Source organism: Pseudomonas sp. H1h, assembly GCF_000633255.1.
Taxonomy (GTDB): Bacteria; Pseudomonadota; Gammaproteobacteria; order Pseudomonadales; family Pseudomonadaceae; genus Aquipseudomonas.
Window position 1 is genome coordinate 207,454 of the sequence record NZ_AYMJ01000005.1, and the last position, 17,271, is coordinate 224,724.

The following is a 17,271-nucleotide window of genomic DNA, read 5'->3' on the forward strand; positions in this document are numbered from 1 at the left end:
CGTCGAGCGTTACGTGATAGCGCAACGCCATGGTCTGAATCTTGCCTTGCTTCTCTCCTCGAACGCGGTGGCCTTACAAAGGCGGCCGAGAATGGGAAGTTTCGCTACAGAGCCGGCCTACAGAGCGGGCGAGAGTGAACTTTCGAGGCCTTTTAGCAGGGCACAACATCAAGGTCGCACGACCGCGATGCACGCCGATGGTGCGTGGTGTCCAGAGGAGTCATAGGGCATGCAGGCTTTCCTTTCACCGGGGATCAAATTGCTGGGGCGGTTTGGCTTCGCACGTAAATTTCAGCTGTTGTTTCTGTTGTTCATTCTGCCGTTGGCCGGCAGCCTGCTGATGATCGGCCAGGACTATCGCGACAAGCTCAACCTGATTTCCGGCGAACGTGCCGGCGTGCGGCAGTTGCTCAGCCTCGATGCGCTGGACAATCTGCTCGCCGCCCAGCGCGATCGCGCGGCCCGCTGGCGCGCCACTGAAACCAATCGCCAGCCGACCCCGGCCACCCTCGCCGCCATGGCGGCGTTCGACGCCGTGCAACCGGCCCTCGTGCAGGCCACCAGCGATCTGGGCAATGCGTTGAGCCAGGAAGGCGCCGAAGGCGAAACTCTCGCCCGTTATCAGGCGCTGCAAACCGCACTCGGTGGCCTGGATTCGAAAAGCCTCAGCAGCGTCGGCTGGTGGCCGGACGGCTATGACCGCTTCACCAACGCCCTCAGCGCCCTGCAAGCCTTGCGCGAACAGATCGTCATGGACAACCGCCTGACCCTCGCGCCATGGCTGGAAACCTATCTGCTGACACAGATCTCCACGCAGCACGCACCGGACCTGATCGAGCGCGTTGGCCGCCTCGCCGCCGTCGGTCAGGCTTCAGTGGTCTCGGGCCAGTTCACCCTGCAAAGCCGTCTGCAACTGCGCGACCTGCGCAGCCGCATCGGTGATGCCCGCGAGCAACTGGTGAAAACCGCTGGCCTGCTCGAAGCGCGTTTGCCGAGCGATCTGCAGACCTGGGCCGGCCAATACCACGACAGCCTCAAGCGCCTCGATGCCGGTCTCAAGGTGCTGGATGACGGCGTGTTCGGTGGCAGCATCACGCTCAAGCCCGAAGACTTCGAGCGCAGCCTCGATGCACTGCTGGGCGATCTCGCCTCGTTGCGCCAGCAATCGCTGCTGTCGCTGGATCAGCGCCTGGATGCGTACCATGCTTCGGCGATTCGCCAGTTCATCGTGGTCGCTGCCGTGTTCGGTTGCCTGTTGCTGGCGGCGCTGTATCTGTTCGTGTGCCTGCAAGCCTCGATCCGGCGCAGCGCCAGCGGCATCACTCTGCTCGCCGAGGCCTTGCGTGACGGCAACCTGAGCTTGCAAGTGCCGGTGGTGGGCCGCGATGAGCTGGCGGCGATCAGCACTGCGCTCAACGTTGCCGTGGTGCAACTGCGCAGCAGTATGCTCGGGGTCGATCACGAGACCTCGCAACTGAGCAACGCGGTGCGCAGCCTCAACGAGCATTCCAGCGGCGCACTGAGCGAAGTCGAGGCGCAGCAGTTGCAGATCAGCCAGATCGCCGCCGCCGCCACGCAACTGGCCGCGACCTCGCAAGGCGTGGCACAGAGTTGCGAACAAGCCTCCGGTAGCGCCCAGCACACCCGGCGCATCGCGGCCGACAGCAGCCGTGACAGCCAGCGCACCACGGCAAGTATCCAGCAGCTAAATCAGCGCTTGAACGACACCGCAGCGGCACTCGGCCGAGTCAGCGAGCAAGGGCAGCAAATTCAACTGGTGGTCGACACCATTCGCGGCGTGGCCGAACAGACCAATCTGCTGGCACTCAACGCCGCGATCGAAGCGGCACGCGCCGGCGAACAGGGGCGCGGGTTTGCCGTGGTCGCCGATGAAGTGCGCAGCCTGTCGCAGCGCACGCAGTCGTCCACTGCGCAGATTGCCGGCACAGTCGACAGCCTGCGCGCTACGGTCAACGAAGCCGTAAGCTTGATGGAAGCCGCCTGCGGCCAGGCGCAAACCGATGCCGAGTCGGTCACCGGCCTCGGTGAACGTTTGGGAGAAATCGCCAGCGCCGTGCAAAGCGTCACTGACACGTTGGCGCAGATCGCCACGGCGGTTGAGGAACAGGCCAGTACCGCCGATGAAGTCAGCGGCAATATCCAGCAGGTCGATCAGGCAGCCGTACGCTTGCTCGAAGGCGCCAGGGCGGTAAACCTGGCGGCGGACACCCTGAGCAAGGGCAGCAAGGCGCTGAGCGACAACACCGCGCGCTTCCGTCTCAGTTGATCACTGCTTCGGGGAAGTCCGCTTCCAGCTCAGTCTTGAGCCATTGAATAAACCACGCGACATCCGCCGAGAGTTCGGCGGACGGCGTCAGCACCCGGTAGCTTTCCAGCTTCACTTGGGCATCGACCGCGCGCACCAGTTTGCCGCTGGCGAGCTCATGGCGCACCAGCACCTCGTTGGCCAGTGCGATACCCTGCCCGCTCTCGGCGACAGACAGCGCGTGGTCATTGTTGACGTAGAGCATGTCCGAGTTCAGGTGGATATCGAGGTCGTGAGCAGCAAACCACAGATTCCACCATTCGCCGTCATCGACGTGGATCAACTCGTGACGGACCAGATCGGCCGGGCCGTCGATCGGTGCGATGCTGGCCAGATACGCCGGCGTACAGATCGGAAACACCCGCGGGCAAATCAGCGCTTGCCGTGAGTCGGCATATTGCCCGTCGAGGCCGTAGACGATCCCCAGATCGGCACTCTTGCCGTCCACTTCGGTGAAGGTGGAATTCGGCTCGATCGCCAGTTTCAATCCCGGCCGCAGATGCCGCAATGCTTCGATCCTTGGCATCAGCCAGCGCTTGGCAAATCCCGGCACCACCATGATTCGCAGCCAACGCTCGGCATCTTTCGGCCGAGCTTCCTTGCCCGCCTCGATGATCAGTTGCAACGCGGCGCTGATCTTGCGGTGGTACTTCTCCCCCGCCGGCGTCAAGTTGACCCCGCGCGAGGTGCGTTCGAACAGTTGAATGCCCAGCCAGTCCTCGAGCAACTTCACGTGCCGGCCAATCGCCGGCTGGGTCACGTGCAGGGCTTTCGAGGCCTCGACATAGCTGCCCAGCCGGGCGGCGGCATCAAAGGCACGCACCGCGTTGAGCGGCGGCAAACGGTGGTCGGGCATGATTGCTGGCCCCTTTGGCTATTAAATTAACTAACATCTGCCATGTTTAAATTGAAGTGTCGTCCCGTGCAACCCCTGGCTGATAATCGAGCCACAGCAGAACAAAAAAACAGCTGGTTTCACCCCGTACGCAATCTCGATCCTGCCCAGAAAAATAATATCCATGGCCCGACGACACGCTGATGTGCAGCGCAATCGCAGGCGATGGGGGAATCGGAGGTAACGCATGAATGCCCTGCATTCGCTGCAAACACTGGCGGTGTCCATCCGCTCGGTGCGCAAGGTTTACGGTGATCCAAATACCGGTCCGGTGGCGTTGAAAAACATCGACCTGGACATTCGCGACAACGAATTCTTCACCCTTCTCGGCCCGTCCGGCTGTGGCAAGACCACGCTGCTGCGGATGATTGCCGGGTTCGAATTTCCCACTCAGGGTGAAATCCTGCTCTACGGCGAAAACATCGCCGAACGCCCGCCCTTCCAGCGCCCGGTCAACACGGTGTTCCAGCATTACGCGCTGTTCCCGCACATGACCATCGCCGAAAACCTGGCCTTCGGCCTTGAATCGCACCCGATGGGCAAAGTCCTGAACAAAGCGCAAATAGCCGAGCGGGTTCGCGAAATGCTCGCGCTGGTGCAGATGGAACGCTTCGCCACTCGCAAGCCGGCGCAGCTGTCCGGCGGCCAGCAACAACGTGTGGCGCTAGCCCGTGCGTTGGCACCGCATCCGAAAGTCCTGCTGCTGGATGAGCCGCTGTCGGCGCTCGATCTCAAGCTGCGCCAGGCCATGCGCGAAGAGCTGAAAAGCATTCAGGCCAAGACCGGCATCACCTTCATCTTTGTCACCCACGACCAGGAAGAAGCGCTGACCATGTCCGACCGTATCGCCGTGTTGTCCGAAGGCGAAGTGCAGCAGGTCGGCCGCCCGGAAGACATCTACGAACGCCCGCGCAATCGCTTCGTTGCCGACTTCATCGGCGAAACCAACTTCATTCAGGGCACCGTCACGAAGATCGAGGATGGCATGGCCTGGTTCGCCGGACCGGCCGGCCATCCGCTGCCGGCGCAACCGTGCAGCGACGTGGCCGTCGGCGCCAACGTGACCTTGTCGGTGCGCCCCGAGCGCCTGCACCTGGTGCCTGCCACAACCGAAGCCGCGCTGCCGTGCCGGATCGACGCGCAGATTTATCTGGGCACCGACCTGCAATATCAGGTCAGCCTCGGCGACGGTTCGCGTCTCACCGTGCGCACACCCAACTGCGTCGATCAGAGCCTGCGCTTCGCCTTCGGCAGCCAGGCCGGTCTGTTGTTCGACCGTGGAAGCGCCAGCGTCCTGCACGATTGAGCCCGAGGAGTTGCCATGCACGCCTTACCGATTACCAACACACTGGAGCGCCGCAAGGCCTTCCAGAGTTTCCTCGGGGTCAGCCCGGCGCTGGTCGCCATCGGCCTGTTTCTGGTAGTGCCGATCCTGATCGTCATCGGCTATTCACTGATGGAAGCCAACCCCTACGGCGGGGTCAACAAAGTCTTCAGCAGCGACGCCTACACCTCGCTGCTGTTCGAACGGCAAATGGACGACAGCCTGGCCTTCGCCGACTCGTACCTGATCATCGCCTTGCGCTCGGTCGGTATCGCCGGCCTGACCACCATCATCACGCTGCTGATCGGTTTTCCGGTGGCGGTGTGGCTGGCCATGCAGCCGGCGCATCGCCGTGGCCTGCTGATCTTTCTGATCACTGTGCCGTTCTGGGCCAACCTGCTGATTCGCACTTACGCCTGGATTCTGCTGCTGCGCAACACCGGAGTGATCAACAACAGCCTGATGGGCCTGGGCGTCATCCATGAGCCGCTGCAACTGTTGTACACCGACGGCGCGGTGTTGCTGGGGCTGGTTTATACCTACGCACCGTTTGTGGTGCTGCCGATCTACGCGACGTTGGAAAAGATGGATATTCGTCTGCTCGAAGCGGCTCAGGATCTGTATGCCGGGCGAGTGCGCACCTTGCGCAAAGTAGTGCTGCCGATCGCCAAACCGGGGATTCTCGCCGGCGCCATCCTCACTTTCGTGCCGTGCCTGGGCGCGATGATCGCCCCGGAACTGCTCGGTGGCGGCACGCGGATGATGCTCGGCAACCTGATCTTCCGGCAGTTCAGCGATGCGCGTAACTGGCCATTCGGTGCGGCGTTGTCGCTGGTGCTGATGGCCGCGGTGATGTTGGTGCTGACGATCTATGCCCTGCGCGCCGAACGTCAGCGCATCGCCAAGGGAGGTGCGTAATGCTCGCTCTATTCAAACGCAAAGGGTTGGGCGTGCAGGACTTCCCCGGCTTCGGCGGCTTCAGTTTCCTGTTCTATCTGTACCTGTATGCGCCGATCGTGGTGCTGGTGGTGTTCTCGTTCAATGCCAATCAATCGGCGACGGTGTGGACCGGGTTCAGCCTCGACTGGTATCGCGCCGCGTTCGCCAATCAGGCCTTGCGTCAGGCCGCCGGCAACAGCCTGTTGATCGCGGTCTGCGCGAGCATGATCGCCACGGCGATTGCCACCCTCGCCGCCCTCGGCACTTCGCGAGGCGCCAAGTTCAAGGGCCTGCAATTGTCGATGGGCGCGATCATGTTGCCGCTGGTGTTGCCGGAAATCGTCGTCGGCGTGGCGACGCTGGCGCTGTTCTCGACCATTGGCCTATCGCTGGGTTACGGCAACCTGATCATCGCCCATACGGTGTTCTGCATTCCGTTCGCCTACCTGCCGATCCGCGCTCGCCTGAACGACATGGACCTGTCGCTGGAGCAAGCCTCGGCCGACCTCTATGCCGGCCCGTGGCGAACCTTTCGCAAGGTCACTCTGCCGCTGCTGATGCCGGGGATTTTCTCCGGGCTGATGCTGGCCTTCATCGTCTCGCTGGATAACTTCGTGATCTCGATGATGGTCTCGCAGGCCGGCACCACGACCCTGCCGATCTTCATCTTCGGCCTGTTGCGCATGGGCGTCACACCCGATGTCAACGCCGTGTCGACGCTGATCCTCGGCGTCTCGGTGCTGTTCGTCAGCCTCTCTTACCTGCTGGGCAAAAAGAACGCCTGAACCTTCCAAGAACTGTGGGGAAATAGCATGAGCAAGTGGATAAAAAGCGTCGGCACTTCATTGTTCCTGACTGTGCCGCTGGCCATGGCCGGCAGTCTTCAGGCCGCCGAAAAACTCAACGTGGTGAGCTGGAGCGGTTACTTCTCGCCGCAGATTCTCGCCAAGTTCCAGAAGCAGACCGGCATTGAAGTCACGGTCGACTCGTACGACTCCAATGAAACCCTGCTGGCCAAACTGAAACAGGGCGGCGCGGGGTATGACGTGGCGATTCCATCGCACCAGTTCATCCCGATCCTGATCAAGGAAAACCTGTTGGAGCGCTTTGATCCGGTCAAAGAGCCCTACTACGCCAGCGTTGTGGATAACCTGAAAAAGCCGAGCTGGGACCCCGAAGGCGCGTACTCGGTACCCTTCATCTGGGGCACCACCAGCGTGGTTCTCGACAGCGCTCGCTACCAAGGCCCGGCTGACAGCTACAAAGTCCTGTACGAACCACCGGCCGAGCTGCAAGGGCGGATCAACATGTTCGACTCGGTCAGCGACATGGTCGACATGGCCAGCCTGTACCTGAACATTCCGCTGTGCAGCGAAGACCCCAAGCAGATGCAGCAGATCCTCACACTGCTCAAGACCCAGAAGCCGTTCGTCAAGACGTACAGCTCCAAGGCCGGCTCGATCCGCGAGAACCTCGCCTCGGGTGAAATCGACATGTCGATGTTCTGGGGTGGTTCGTCGATGCGTGCCCGCGAGATGAAGCCGACGCTGAAATACCTGTACCCGAAAGAAGGCGTGCTGGCCTGGGTCGACAACATGGTCATCCCCACCGGCAGCAAGAATCCGGCGAACGCCAAGGCGTTCATCGCCTTCCTCAGCCAGCCGGAAAACTCGGCGATGACGCAGAACTTCCTCAAGCACCAGAGCCCGATCAAAGGCGTCGAACCGTTCCTCGATGCGAGCCTCAAGGACGCGCCTGAGTTGCACATTCCCGAAGGCACGAATGTGGTGTTCAGCAAGACCTGCGGTGAAGGCGCGATCCGCCTGGCCGATCGTCTCTGGACCAATCTGATGCGTTGACCCCTGCCGCCCCGGCGTTGGGCCGGGGCGTTTTTCCAGCCGTCTGAAAGGCGCCGTTGTCATGAATTCCAATAACATCAGCGAACTGGTCCTGCTGCAGGCCAATGAACTCGCCGAACGCATCCGCCTGCGCCAGGTGTCCTGCCGGGAAGTGATGCAGACTTACCTTGCCCACATCGACCGTTTCAACCCGTTGGTGAATGCGCTGATCAGCCTGCAATCACATGAAAAACTGCTGGCTCAGGCCGATGAACGCGATGCCGAACTGGCCCATGGCGAGTACCGCGGCTGGATGCACGGCCTGCCCCACGCGATCAAGGATCTGTCGCTGACCCGTGGCATCCGCACCACGCTCGGCTCACCGTTGTTCAAGGACTTCATTCCCGAACGCGACGGCATCATGGTCGAGCGGATCAAAGCCGCCGGCGCGATCATCATCGGCAAGACCAACACCCCGGAATTCGGCCTCGGCTCACAGAGTTACAACCCGCTGTTCGGCGCGACAGGTTGCGCCTACGACCCGAGTAAAACGGCGGGTGGCAGCAGCGGTGGCGCGGCGGCGGCACTGGCCATGCATCTGGTGCCGGTGGCCGATGGCAGCGACATGATGGGCTCACTGCGTAATCCGGCGGCGTTCAACAACATCTTCGGTTTCCGCCCGTCTCAGGGACGCGTACCGTTTGATGACAGTGCCGATCTTTTTTTCGATCAGTTGGGCTACGAAGGGCCGATGGCGCGCAGTGTGAGGGATGCGGCGTTGCTACTGTCGGTGCAGGCTGGCGGTGATGCGCGGGCGCCGTTGTCCATCGCTGAATCCGGAGCGGCCTTTGCGGCGCCGCTGGGGCGTGATTTCAAAGGTACGCGGTTGGGTTGGCTCGGCGACTTCAACGGTTATCTGCCGATGGAGCAAGGCGTTCTGTCGTTGTGTGAGAAGGCCTTTGCTGATTTTGAGAGCCTTGGTTGCCATGTTGAATCGGTTGAGCCTGGTTTCGCGCCTGAGCGACTTTGGAGCAGTTGGCGGACGTTGCGGCATTGGATGGTCGCGGGGTCTTTGGGCGCGACGTATGCCGATCCGCAGAAGCGTGCGCTGTTGAAACCGGAAGCGATCTGGGAGGTGGAAAACGGTCTGAAGCTTTCGGCCAGCGAAGTGTTCGCCGCCTCGGTGGTGCGCAGCGACTGGTATCGGGCGATCTCTCGCTTGTTCGAACAATACGACTACCTGTTGTTGCCCAGCGCGCAGGTGTTCCCGTTCGACAAGACACAGCCATGGCCGACCGCTATCGAGGGCGTGAGCATGGACACTTATCATCGCTGGATGGAGGTGGTGATTCCCGGCACGTTGTCCGGTTGCCCGGTGGCGAGCGTCCAGGCCGGGTTCAATGCACAGGGGTTGCCGATGGGGCTGCAGATCATCGGCCGGCATCAGGCAGATTTCGCGGTTCTGCAACTGGCGCACGCGTATGAACAGGCCAGCCGCTGGTTCCAACGCTGTCCTTCGCCCCTGCTCGGCCCATGATTTTGATAAACGGTTGAAAGCGTAGAAAAAATTTTTAAATTTACGCTTGACGCTTTTCCATTTCAGGGGAATAATGCGCGCCACTTGGCTACATAGCTCAGTTGGTTAGAGCATAGCATTCATAATGCTGGGGTCCGGGGTTCAAGTCCCTGTGTAGCCACCAAGTACTAAAAACGGCTTACCGAAAGGTAGGCCGTTTTTTTATGCCCGTAGAAAAGTGCTGGCACCCTTCCCTAGTCAATGACCCGAGAAAGCACGGCAGGAAAAAGGTGCTAACGGTGTACGAAAGAGATTTTTCGTAAAACCATACGCCTGTAACTCACCCCATCGGTTTGCCCGAATTCCCCATTGACCGACAAGCTCCCCTGGCTCGATTCAAAAGCCATACAGGGAGTTGTCATGGCTCGATTCAAATCCCTTTTCGACGATGACTGGCTTTGGAAACGCTACAACGGTGGCGCTTCATGGGGTTCGTGGTATGTGCCTAAAGCGCCGGAGCCGGTGTACATCGAAAAGGATGAATGGCCAACGCCCAGGCCCCGCGAGGATCAGGTGTTCGCCAAGTCCTGCACTGTGGAGAACTGGTGCCGAACGGACGCCGGCACGGCACCCGAACCCGCCGCCAATTTCGGCAAGATCATGGTCGCCGGCGCCATGCTCTTGCCCTCTGCCAGCACCGCTGTCGCGACGGCAATAGGTGCCGATCTGGCCTTGGGGCGTTTGGCGGGCGGCGGCATTTTGCAACAACGCCTCAACTGGGCAATTCGCGGCGCTGCTGGGCCGGCCAGCGTGTTCGTCCTCGGGATGCTGCCGACCCGCATGGGCGACGGCACGCTGCATACCGATGAACAACTGCGCCGCATGAGCCGCGCCGCCACTCGTGTGCGCTTCCAGTTTCGGCGTGATGCTGAAGGAGTCATGCAGGTTTACGGCATCCACTCCGGCGCTTCGGGCGATGACTCGGTGCGTACAGTCAACGTCGAGTGGAACAGCGACAAGACTGCGATGGAGGCCAAGCTCAACGGCATCACGATTTTGTGGACGCCACAACGCGGCCCCCTAGGATCAATGCCGCCGCTGGTGTATCCAGAACACGGCGAGCAACTGAACACGATCCTTGTTCATCCGATTCCCGAGAACACGGATACCCAGATAGAAGGCCTGCCCGGCGAGGACATTACTGCCGAGGATTGTATTCTGGTGTTCCCGGCAGAGACTGGGTTGAAGTCGCTGTATGTAGTGTTTTCGAAACCGGCTGGGGGCGGTGATATCAAGTACCACACGCCACCACTCACACTACCGGCTTTCCCCGATGCTATCCGGGTTCGTCGAAAAGGAAATCGAGCTCGTTGGGAAAGTAAAAAACGAATCTATGAATGGGACTACCAACATGGAGCGGTAGAAGTGTACGACTGGCAAAACAACCACTTGGGTGAGTTTGATGCAAATACCGGCCAACAAACCGGGAAAGTCAGGCCCAAAAGAAAGACCACAACGAATTGAGCTGGAGTAACACCAATGAGTTTTTTGGTAATCAGCGGATTTTTTCCCGAACCGAATCCGGACAATGCTCTGCAGTACGAAAGAACCGTACCTTCTTTTCTAGAATCCGCGGTACTCATCACCATGGGATGGACATCAACAACCGAAGTACCAATGGGTGAAATCGACTTGACCCAGGATCAAGCTCTGGCTGTCTTGGCGATACTTAACGACCCTATCAATGATGACCTGGATTACTCCATAGGACTTTTCAGCTAACTAATCAGCGACATTGAATCAATGACATCGCTACGACGGTCATACGCGCCCCGGAAAGGTTCTGCATGTAAGTCTTAGGTAAGTTTCATTGCGCAAAAGCAAGGTAAAAATATGAGCCCCCTGTTTTGGCGGCACTTCAACCGGGTTGCTGGGCATCCAAAAGGGATGGAGACCTCATTTATTACCCTGAACCTGGAGCTGACACATCGCCCGCTGGTATCGATCGCACAGTTGCAGCATTGCGTGTAGCCAGCGGTCTACCAGGGTTTAAGAAATAAGACTTTTAATATGAACTTGTGGCGAGGGGATAAACCTCCTCACCACAAGGCTATGCCTGACCTACTCTGGCTTCTCTGCCGATAGGGCTTCCAACCCCTTCACCCAAATCTGCCGAGTGCGCTGCCCCACCATCGCCCGCCAATCCGGATCAGCCGGATAAAACTGCTCTAGCAGATTCAACTTGATCCCCCGCCCCGTCGCGTCCAGCGGATCGCCATGCAAATGCAACCAGTGGTCATCGCGCAAATGCCGATGCACGTCCGGCCCCGGATAGGTGCCGCATTCGATCACGAACGGCATCAGTTGCACGCCCGGCAATGCATTGAGCAGCGCCTGCGAGGTGTAGCCGGTGGCGGTCGCCGCGACACCGGTATCGCTCAAGGTGTCGGCGCCGGTGTGCAGCGTGTAAAGCCATGGGCCGTAGATCGACTGGGCGTGCGCGAGTGCGGGATAAGGCGCCTGGGTGATGGTCAGCAACATCGGATGGCCGTATTCGCCAGCGCCGGTGTGCAGGTCGAAACACATCACGGTTTCAGCGCCAGCCAGAAGCGTTTCGATGATTTGATGCAGCGTGCGGTTCGACCAACTCGGCGCGCGGCCGCCGTAAAACAGTCCATCGGGATGACTGTGCTGACCGCCCTCGATAATCGACATCACCGCCGGCCAGCCGTGTTCGGCAATCTGCGTATCGAGCAGGGCATCGGCCCGCGCGCGCTCGGGGCCGTTCAGATCGGTGCAGGCGTAGATCTCGTGCAATGCCGCGTAAGCGCGGTTGTCCGGCAACGGCCCGGCGAAATCCAGGTGATTGCGGTTGAGGTCGATGTTGTCCTCGTTGACCCGCCGCAACCACGCGGTACCCCAAGGGTTGATCAGGTGCACCATCACCACCGCGACATCCTTGGGCAGCGAGCCGGGCACAAAAGTCTTCAGCCAATCGATCTGACACTCCGACCCGTAATACCCCTCGACCCCGTGGGTGCCGCTGATTGCTACCAGCCGACGCTTGGCCTGCGGATCACCGAGCACGGCGACGTCGGTGCTCAAGGGTTCACCGAAGGGCCCGCAACGTGGATGTGCGTAGGAGGTGAGCCTGGCTCCGACAGCATTGGCCGCGGCAAGAAACTGTTCGCGTTGATCGCGGTAACTGGATTCGGTGGGAAACTCGCTGTGCATGTCGGCCTCTTGTTGATCTTGTATTGGTGGGAGCGAGCCTGCTCGCGAAGCGGTTTCGCATTCAATAGTCAGGTTGGCTGACACACCGTTTTCGCGAGCAAGCCCGCTCCCACAGGGGCGTATTTCAACTCTGTGGATTTGACGCTGACCCTAGCGAACATCCGCCCTGAAAAGAAAGACAAAAATGCCCACCGGTTTGCGTCGCGACCAACCGGTCGATAAAGTCCGTCAGACCTTTCACCCCACGGACGGAGAGCACCACGTGTTTCCAGCCCTGCCCCTGAGCCGCTTTCGCCTGCCTGCACTGACCCTGCTTGTCAGCGCCCTGACCCTCACCGCGTGCAACGCACCGCCCTCCTCGACGTTGCCGCTGGCCCCGGAAGCCGCCTCGGGCTACCGCACCGATCTGCAGACCCGCCACGCCAGCCAACACATGGCCGCTGCCGCCAACCCGCTGGCCGCCGAGGCCGGTCGGGAGATGCTGCGCAAGGGTGGCTCGGCCATCGACGCGGCAATTGCCATGCAAGCGGTGCTGACGCTGGTCGAACCGCAATCCTCCGGGATCGGTGGCGGCGCGATGATCGTGCTGTGGGACGGCAAACAGGTGCGCACTTATGACGGTCGCGAAACCGCACCGGCCGGCGCCACCGAGCAGTTGTTCCTGCAAGCCGACGGCAAACCGATGCCGTTCCCGCAGGCGCAGATTGGCGGGCGCTCGGTTGGCACACCGGGCGTGCTGCGTGCACTGGAAATGGCGCACCAACAACACGGTCGCCTGCCATGGGCCACGTTGTTCGAGCCTGCGATCAAACTTGCCGAGCAGGGCTTTGCGATTTCTGCGCGACTGCATTCGCTGCTGGAATCCGACCCGGTGATTCGCCAATCGCCGGACATGGCCGCGTACTTCCTCAACAGCGACGGAAGCGTCAAAGCCGTGGGCACGCGCCTGCAGAACCCGGCGCTCGCCGCTGTGCTCAAGCGCATCGCCCACGAAGGCCCGGATGCGCTGTACAAAGGCCCGATCGCCGAAGAAATCGTCGCCAAGGTGCAAGGCCACGCCAACCCCGGCAGCCTGTCGCTGAAGGATCTGCAAGGCTACAAGGCCAAAGAGCGCGCACCGCTGTGCACTGACTACAAACGCTGGCAGGTCTGCGGCATGCCGCCACCGTCGTCGGGCGGGATCGCTGTGGCGCAGATCCTCGGTACCCTGCAAGCATTGGAAACCCGCGACCCGCACCTATCGCTGACGCCGCTCAAACCGGTGAAAACCGACAAACCCGCCGGCATCGAGCCGGCACCACAAGCCGTGCACCTGATCGCCGAAGCCGAACGCCTGGCCTACGCCGACCGTGCGCAATACGTCGCCGACACCGATTTTGTCCCGGTGCCGGTCAAAGGTCTGGTCGACCCGGGTTACCTCGCCAGTCGCGCCAGCCTGATCGGCGAACGCAGCATGGGCAGCGCCAAGCCGGGCACACCGCCGGGCGTGCAGGTGGCCTACGCGCCGGATCGCTCGCCACTGCGCATCTCCACCTCGCAGGTCGTCGCCGTGGATGACCTCGGCGGCGCCGTATCGATGACCACTACCATCGAAGCAGCGTTCGGCTCACACCTGATGGTTCAGGGCTTTCTGCTGAACAACCAGATGACCGACTTCTCGTTCATCCCCGAAGAGAACGGGCAGAAAGTCGCCAACCGCGTCGAACCCGGTAAACGCCCACGCTCATCGATGGCGCCGACGCTGATCTTCGATCGCAACAGCGGCGAATTCCTCGCCAGCGTCGGCTCGCCGGGCGGCTCGCAGATCATCGAGTACGTGGCCAAGACCACCGTCGGCCTGCTCGACTGGAACCTCGACCCGCAAAGCGCCATCAGCCTGCCCAACTTCGGCAGCCGCAACGGCCCGACCGAACTGGAGCAAGGCCAGTTCAGCCCGGCGCTGATTCAGGCGTTGAAGGACAAAGGGCATGCCGTGAGTGAAATCGACATGACCAGCGGCACCCAGGCCATCGTGCGGGTCAAGGATGCGCAGGGCAAAGCGACGCTGGAGGGTGGCGCGGACCCACGGCGTGAAGGGGAAGCGTTGGGGGATTGAGGTTACGACGTAAAGAGAAAAGGCTTACCGCAGGGTAAGCCTTTTTAGTGCAAGGGGTTTGACTCGCAAGATCACCCGGCTCAGCGATTAGCCACCAGATGCGCCCCAAACAACAGATAGCAACCACCGGCCAAGCGATCCAGCCATTGCCGCGACCGCTCGTAAACGCTCGCAATTCGCCGGCTGGCAAAGAACAGCGCCACGCTGCAATACCAGCTGAACGACAACGTCGCCATGGTCAGCACCGCCAGCGCCAGCAACAACGGCGGCACATGGGCCGGCATCGCGGTGGCGAAGATGGTGGCGACGAACAGTGCCGACTTGGGGTTGGTCATGTTGCCCAGAAAGCCCCGTCCGTAGGCGCCGAGCAAGGTCTGCTGCGAGGTGTCCAGCGTCCCGTGCATGATCGGCGCCTTGCGCTTGAACTGCTTGAGCCCGAGATAGATCAGGTAGCAGCCGCCGGCGATCTTGAAGCTCAGGTACAGCGTCGGCGCTGCACTGAACAGCGACTGGATGCCCAAGCCACCAGCCAGGCCCCACAACACCGTCCCGCTGGCGACACCGAGTGCCGCGACCACTCCTTGGCGGCGCGAGCGGCTGACCGCCAGTTGGGCGATGTTGAAGAAGTTCGGACCGGGTGTGACCACCGCGACTGTCCACAACAATGCCAGTGACAGCAGCGGGGCGAGATAACTCGAAAGGGAAAGGTCCATGGGGCACGCGCCTGATCGGTTCGACAATGCCCCACACCTTGCTCCATTCGGCGCAGGTTTTCCATCAGGCGAATGTCACTGCGGCAAGGTTTTGCCGTCCACCGCATCGCCAATCGTCAGGAAGTGCCCGCCAGCCACGTGGTGCAGCGTGCGTAAACCATCATGCCCGTCGAAATGCCAACGCCCGTCGCTGAACACGCGCTCATCAGCCTGGGCGGCGATGACCTCGGCGAGGAACAGGTCGTACTGCTCGTGATTGCGCGGTTCGGGCAGCAAGCGGCACTCGAGCCAGGCGACGCAGCCTTCGAGCAGCGGGGCTTCGACGGTTTCGCCAGCGAAGGTCTGCAGGCCGTAAGCCTGAAACTTGTCCTGCCCCTGATCCTGCTTGATCTGCAGACCCGAGGTATTGCCGACGGTTTGCACGATGTCGGCCTGATTGACGCACGGCACGTTGAGCACAAACGTGCCGCAGGCTTCGAGCAACTGGCGGGTCCAGGTGGATTTATCAAGGACGACCGCGACTTTCGGCGGTTCGAAATCCAGCGGCATCGCCCAGGCGGCGGCCATGATGTTGCGTTGGCCGTCATGGGCAGCGCTGACCAGCACGGTCGGCCCGTGATTGAGCAGACGGTAGGCTTTGTTCAAGGGCACCGGGCGGCGGTGGGAAGCGCTCATGGGGATCTGCTCCGGAGAAAAAGGAGCCGATTGTAGCGCCACCGCTGAGGAAACACTGAATCTGTGGGAGCGAGCCTGCTCGCGAAGGCGTAAGGTCAATCACCTCAATGTTGAATGACACGCCGCTTTCGCGAGCTGGCTCGCTCCCACAGGAGAGAGGCGTGCAGGTCAGTGGGAAAGTTGATTGGCAAACTGCCCGACCGCATCCACCACTTTCTGCGCGCCGTCCTGAATCTCGACGATCACCGTGCCCGCCTCTGCTGCCAGCGCCAGGCCTTGTTCGGCCTGAAGCTTGCCGTCGGTCATCAGGGCTACGGCGTTGCGCGCCATCTCCTGGTTCTGCCGCACCACGGTGACGATCTCTTCGGTCGCCTGACTGGTGCGCGAAGCCAATTGCCGCACTTCGTCGGCCACCACCGCAAAGCCCCGGCCCTGTTCGCCGGCACGGGCCGCTTCGATGGCAGCGTTGAGCGCCAGCAGGTTGGTTTGCTCGGCAATGCCGCTGATGGTTTTGACGATGGTACCGATCACCTGCGACTGCTCGTTCAGCGCCTCGATGCCCTCGCCGGCAGACTGCATGTGTCGCGACAGATCACGCATCACATTCACCGCCTCGGTGACCACCGTGGTGCCACGTTGCGCGGTGCTGTCGGTTTGCTGCGAAGTGCTGTAGGCAATGCTGGCCGCGTCGGCTACCGCTTGTTCGCGATTGACCTGATCGGTGATCACCGTGGCGAACTTCACCACTTTGTAGAGTTTGTTGTTGGCATCAACCACCGGGTTGTAGGACGCCTCCAGCCACACGGTACGACCATGGCTGTCGACACGCTTGAAGCGCTCGGCCACAAACTCGCCATTGTTCAGACGACGCCAGAAGTTCTGGTACTCGGTGCTGTTGTACTCCTCCGGCGTGCAGAACATCCGGTGATGCTTGCCCTTGATCTGCGCCAGGCTGTAACCCATGCCGCTGAGGAAGCGCTCGTTGGCATTCAACACGTTGCCGTTGAGATCGAACTCGATCACCGCAGTGGAACGCACCAGCGCGCCAATCAGGTTTTCGTGCTCGCGGGAGGCTTCGATGGTACGGGTCAGGTCGCTGGAAAAAATCGAGAAATGCTTGATCCGGCCATCCGACGAGCGCACCGGCTGCACGATGGAGCGCAGCCACGCCTCTTCGCCATTACCGCGCAGCAGGCGCACGGCCCCGGCGAAATGCTCGCCACGGGTCAGCGCGGCCTTGAAGCGATGGTGAAACTCATCGGCCTTCACATGCGCCGGAACGATGTCTTCAATGGCGCGCCCCACCAGGTCCTGGCTCTTGTAGAGCATCTCGGCGAGGAAGTTCTGATTGACCGACTGGATCCGCCCATCGGCCTCCAGGGTCAGCACCAGCATCTCGCTTTCCAGGCTTTCCTTCACTTGCAGCAGGCTGGAGAGTTCTTCACGAAGAGCCGCCAGCTCTTGCTTGAGGCGTTTGTTGAACATGGGAAAGTACCGATGGCTGGGTAGAAAGCGGGATGCAGCCTAACCATCGGCCTTGGAAAACTTTTCTGAAGAGCAATTGAGACCGGTCAGTCAAAAATAATCTCAATAGGCCATTGGTCTTATCCGCCCCCGCAGAACGGATACAAAACCCGGCGCTCTGGCCCGGCCATATCAGGTATTCTCAGGGCAAATTGCAACAATATGTTGCCGGTATCCGCCCGATAAGGAGTT

At 61.0% G+C, this 17,271-nt stretch carries 15 protein-coding genes, 1 tRNA gene and 1 pseudogene; 11 read left to right on the top strand and 6 right to left on the bottom strand.

The features are described 5' to 3' along the window. The first annotated feature begins 229 nt into the window (after nt 1-229). The gene (locus U862_RS0104880; protein WP_025109357.1) at nt 230-2,287 is read left to right on the top strand and encodes a methyl-accepting chemotaxis protein; all 2,058 of its coding nucleotides are present in this window, start codon (nt 230-232) and stop codon (nt 2,285-2,287) included. Here the strand turns inward: U862_RS0104880 and U862_RS0104885 are convergent. Then, nucleotides 2,280-3,182, bottom strand: a complete 903-nt coding sequence (locus U862_RS0104885; RefSeq protein WP_025109358.1) for a LysR substrate-binding domain-containing protein — start codon at nt 3,180-3,182, stop codon at nt 2,280-2,282. The two genes, U862_RS0104880 and U862_RS0104885, sit on opposite strands and share 8 nt — an antisense overlap. A 226-nt stretch (nt 3,183-3,408) precedes the next feature. On the opposite strand from U862_RS0104885, the gene U862_RS0104890 reads away from it, so the two are divergent. The 9 genes from U862_RS0104890 to U862_RS29385 all read left to right on the top strand — a co-directional run bounded on the left by U862_RS0104890 (nt 3,409) and on the right by U862_RS29385 (nt 10,898). After that, nucleotides 3,409-4,527 carry an ABC transporter ATP-binding protein gene (locus tag U862_RS0104890; RefSeq protein ID WP_025109359.1) on the top strand — a complete coding sequence of 373 codons (1,119 nt, stop codon included), beginning with the start codon at nt 3,409-3,411 and terminating at the stop codon, nt 4,525-4,527. A gap of 15 nt (nt 4,528-4,542) precedes the next feature. Beyond that, complete coding sequence (locus tag U862_RS0104895) at nt 4,543-5,463, top strand: ABC transporter permease (RefSeq protein WP_025109360.1); 921 nt, start codon at nt 4,543-4,545, stop codon at nt 5,461-5,463. After that, on the top strand, nt 5,463-6,269 hold the full coding sequence (locus U862_RS0104900) for an ABC transporter permease (RefSeq protein WP_025109361.1): 807 nt from the start codon (nt 5,463-5,465) through the stop codon (nt 6,267-6,269). Before U862_RS0104895 ends, U862_RS0104900 begins: the two co-directional genes overlap by 1 nt. A 27-nt stretch (nt 6,270-6,296) precedes the next feature. After that, nucleotides 6,297-7,343, top strand: coding sequence for an extracellular solute-binding protein (locus tag U862_RS0104905; protein WP_025109362.1), 1,047 nt, complete (start codon nt 6,297-6,299; stop codon nt 7,341-7,343). 61 nt (nt 7,344-7,404) lie between these two features. Further along, nucleotides 7,405-8,859: an amidase gene (locus tag U862_RS0104910; RefSeq protein WP_025109363.1), complete on the top strand. Its 1,455-nt coding sequence runs from the start codon at nt 7,405-7,407 to the stop codon at nt 8,857-8,859. 86 nt (nt 8,860-8,945) lie between these two features. After that, nucleotides 8,946-9,022, top strand: a tRNA-Met gene (locus tag U862_RS0104915). Nucleotides 9,023-9,258: 236 nt separating this feature from the next. Beyond that, the gene (locus tag U862_RS0104920) at nt 9,259-10,362 is read left to right on the top strand and encodes an S-type pyocin domain-containing protein (protein WP_025109364.1); all 1,104 of its coding nucleotides are present in this window, start codon (nt 9,259-9,261) and stop codon (nt 10,360-10,362) included. Nucleotides 10,363-10,377: 15 nt separating this feature from the next. Next, nucleotides 10,378-10,620: a pyocin S6 family toxin immunity protein gene (locus tag U862_RS0104925; protein ID WP_025109365.1), complete on the top strand. Its 243-nt coding sequence runs from the start codon at nt 10,378-10,380 to the stop codon at nt 10,618-10,620. Nucleotides 10,621-10,745: 125 nt separating this feature from the next. Then, nucleotides 10,746-10,898 (top strand): bacteriocin immunity protein, encoded by a 153-nt coding sequence (locus U862_RS29385; RefSeq protein ID WP_371262555.1) that lies wholly within the window; start codon nt 10,746-10,748, stop codon nt 10,896-10,898. 61 nt (nt 10,899-10,959) lie between these two features. On the opposite strand, the gene U862_RS0104930 is transcribed toward U862_RS29385, so the two are convergent. Then, nucleotides 10,960-12,072, bottom strand: a complete 1,113-nt coding sequence (locus U862_RS0104930) for a DUF2817 domain-containing protein (RefSeq protein ID WP_025109366.1) — start codon at nt 12,070-12,072, stop codon at nt 10,960-10,962. A gap of 262 nt (nt 12,073-12,334) precedes the next feature. On the opposite strand from U862_RS0104930, the gene ggt reads away from it, so the two are divergent. Then, entirely contained in the window at nt 12,335-14,167 is a 1,833-nt protein-coding gene (gene ggt, locus U862_RS0104935; protein WP_025109367.1) for a gamma-glutamyltransferase, read from the top strand. Nucleotides 14,168-14,247: 80 nt separating this feature from the next. On the opposite strand, the gene U862_RS0104940 is transcribed toward ggt, so the two are convergent. From U862_RS0104940 to U862_RS31390, 4 genes and pseudogenes are all read right to left on the bottom strand, one after another. Further along, nucleotides 14,248-14,880 carry a LysE family translocator gene (locus tag U862_RS0104940; protein WP_025109368.1) on the bottom strand — a complete coding sequence of 211 codons (633 nt, stop codon included), beginning with the start codon at nt 14,878-14,880 and terminating at the stop codon, nt 14,248-14,250. Nucleotides 14,881-14,955: 75 nt separating this feature from the next. Continuing rightward, complete coding sequence (locus U862_RS0104945; protein ID WP_025109369.1) at nt 14,956-15,555, bottom strand: flavin reductase family protein; 600 nt, start codon at nt 15,553-15,555, stop codon at nt 14,956-14,958. 168 nt (nt 15,556-15,723) lie between these two features. Continuing rightward, on the bottom strand, nt 15,724-16,332 hold the full coding sequence (locus tag U862_RS31385) for a methyl-accepting chemotaxis protein (RefSeq protein WP_256214621.1): 609 nt from the start codon (nt 16,330-16,332) through the stop codon (nt 15,724-15,726). Beyond that, nucleotides 16,312-17,040 (bottom strand): annotated as a pseudogene (locus U862_RS31390) (PAS domain-containing protein); the annotation flags it as partial. The pseudogene U862_RS31390 and the gene U862_RS31385, both read right to left, overlap by 21 nt. Nucleotides 17,041-17,271 lie beyond the last annotated feature (231 nt).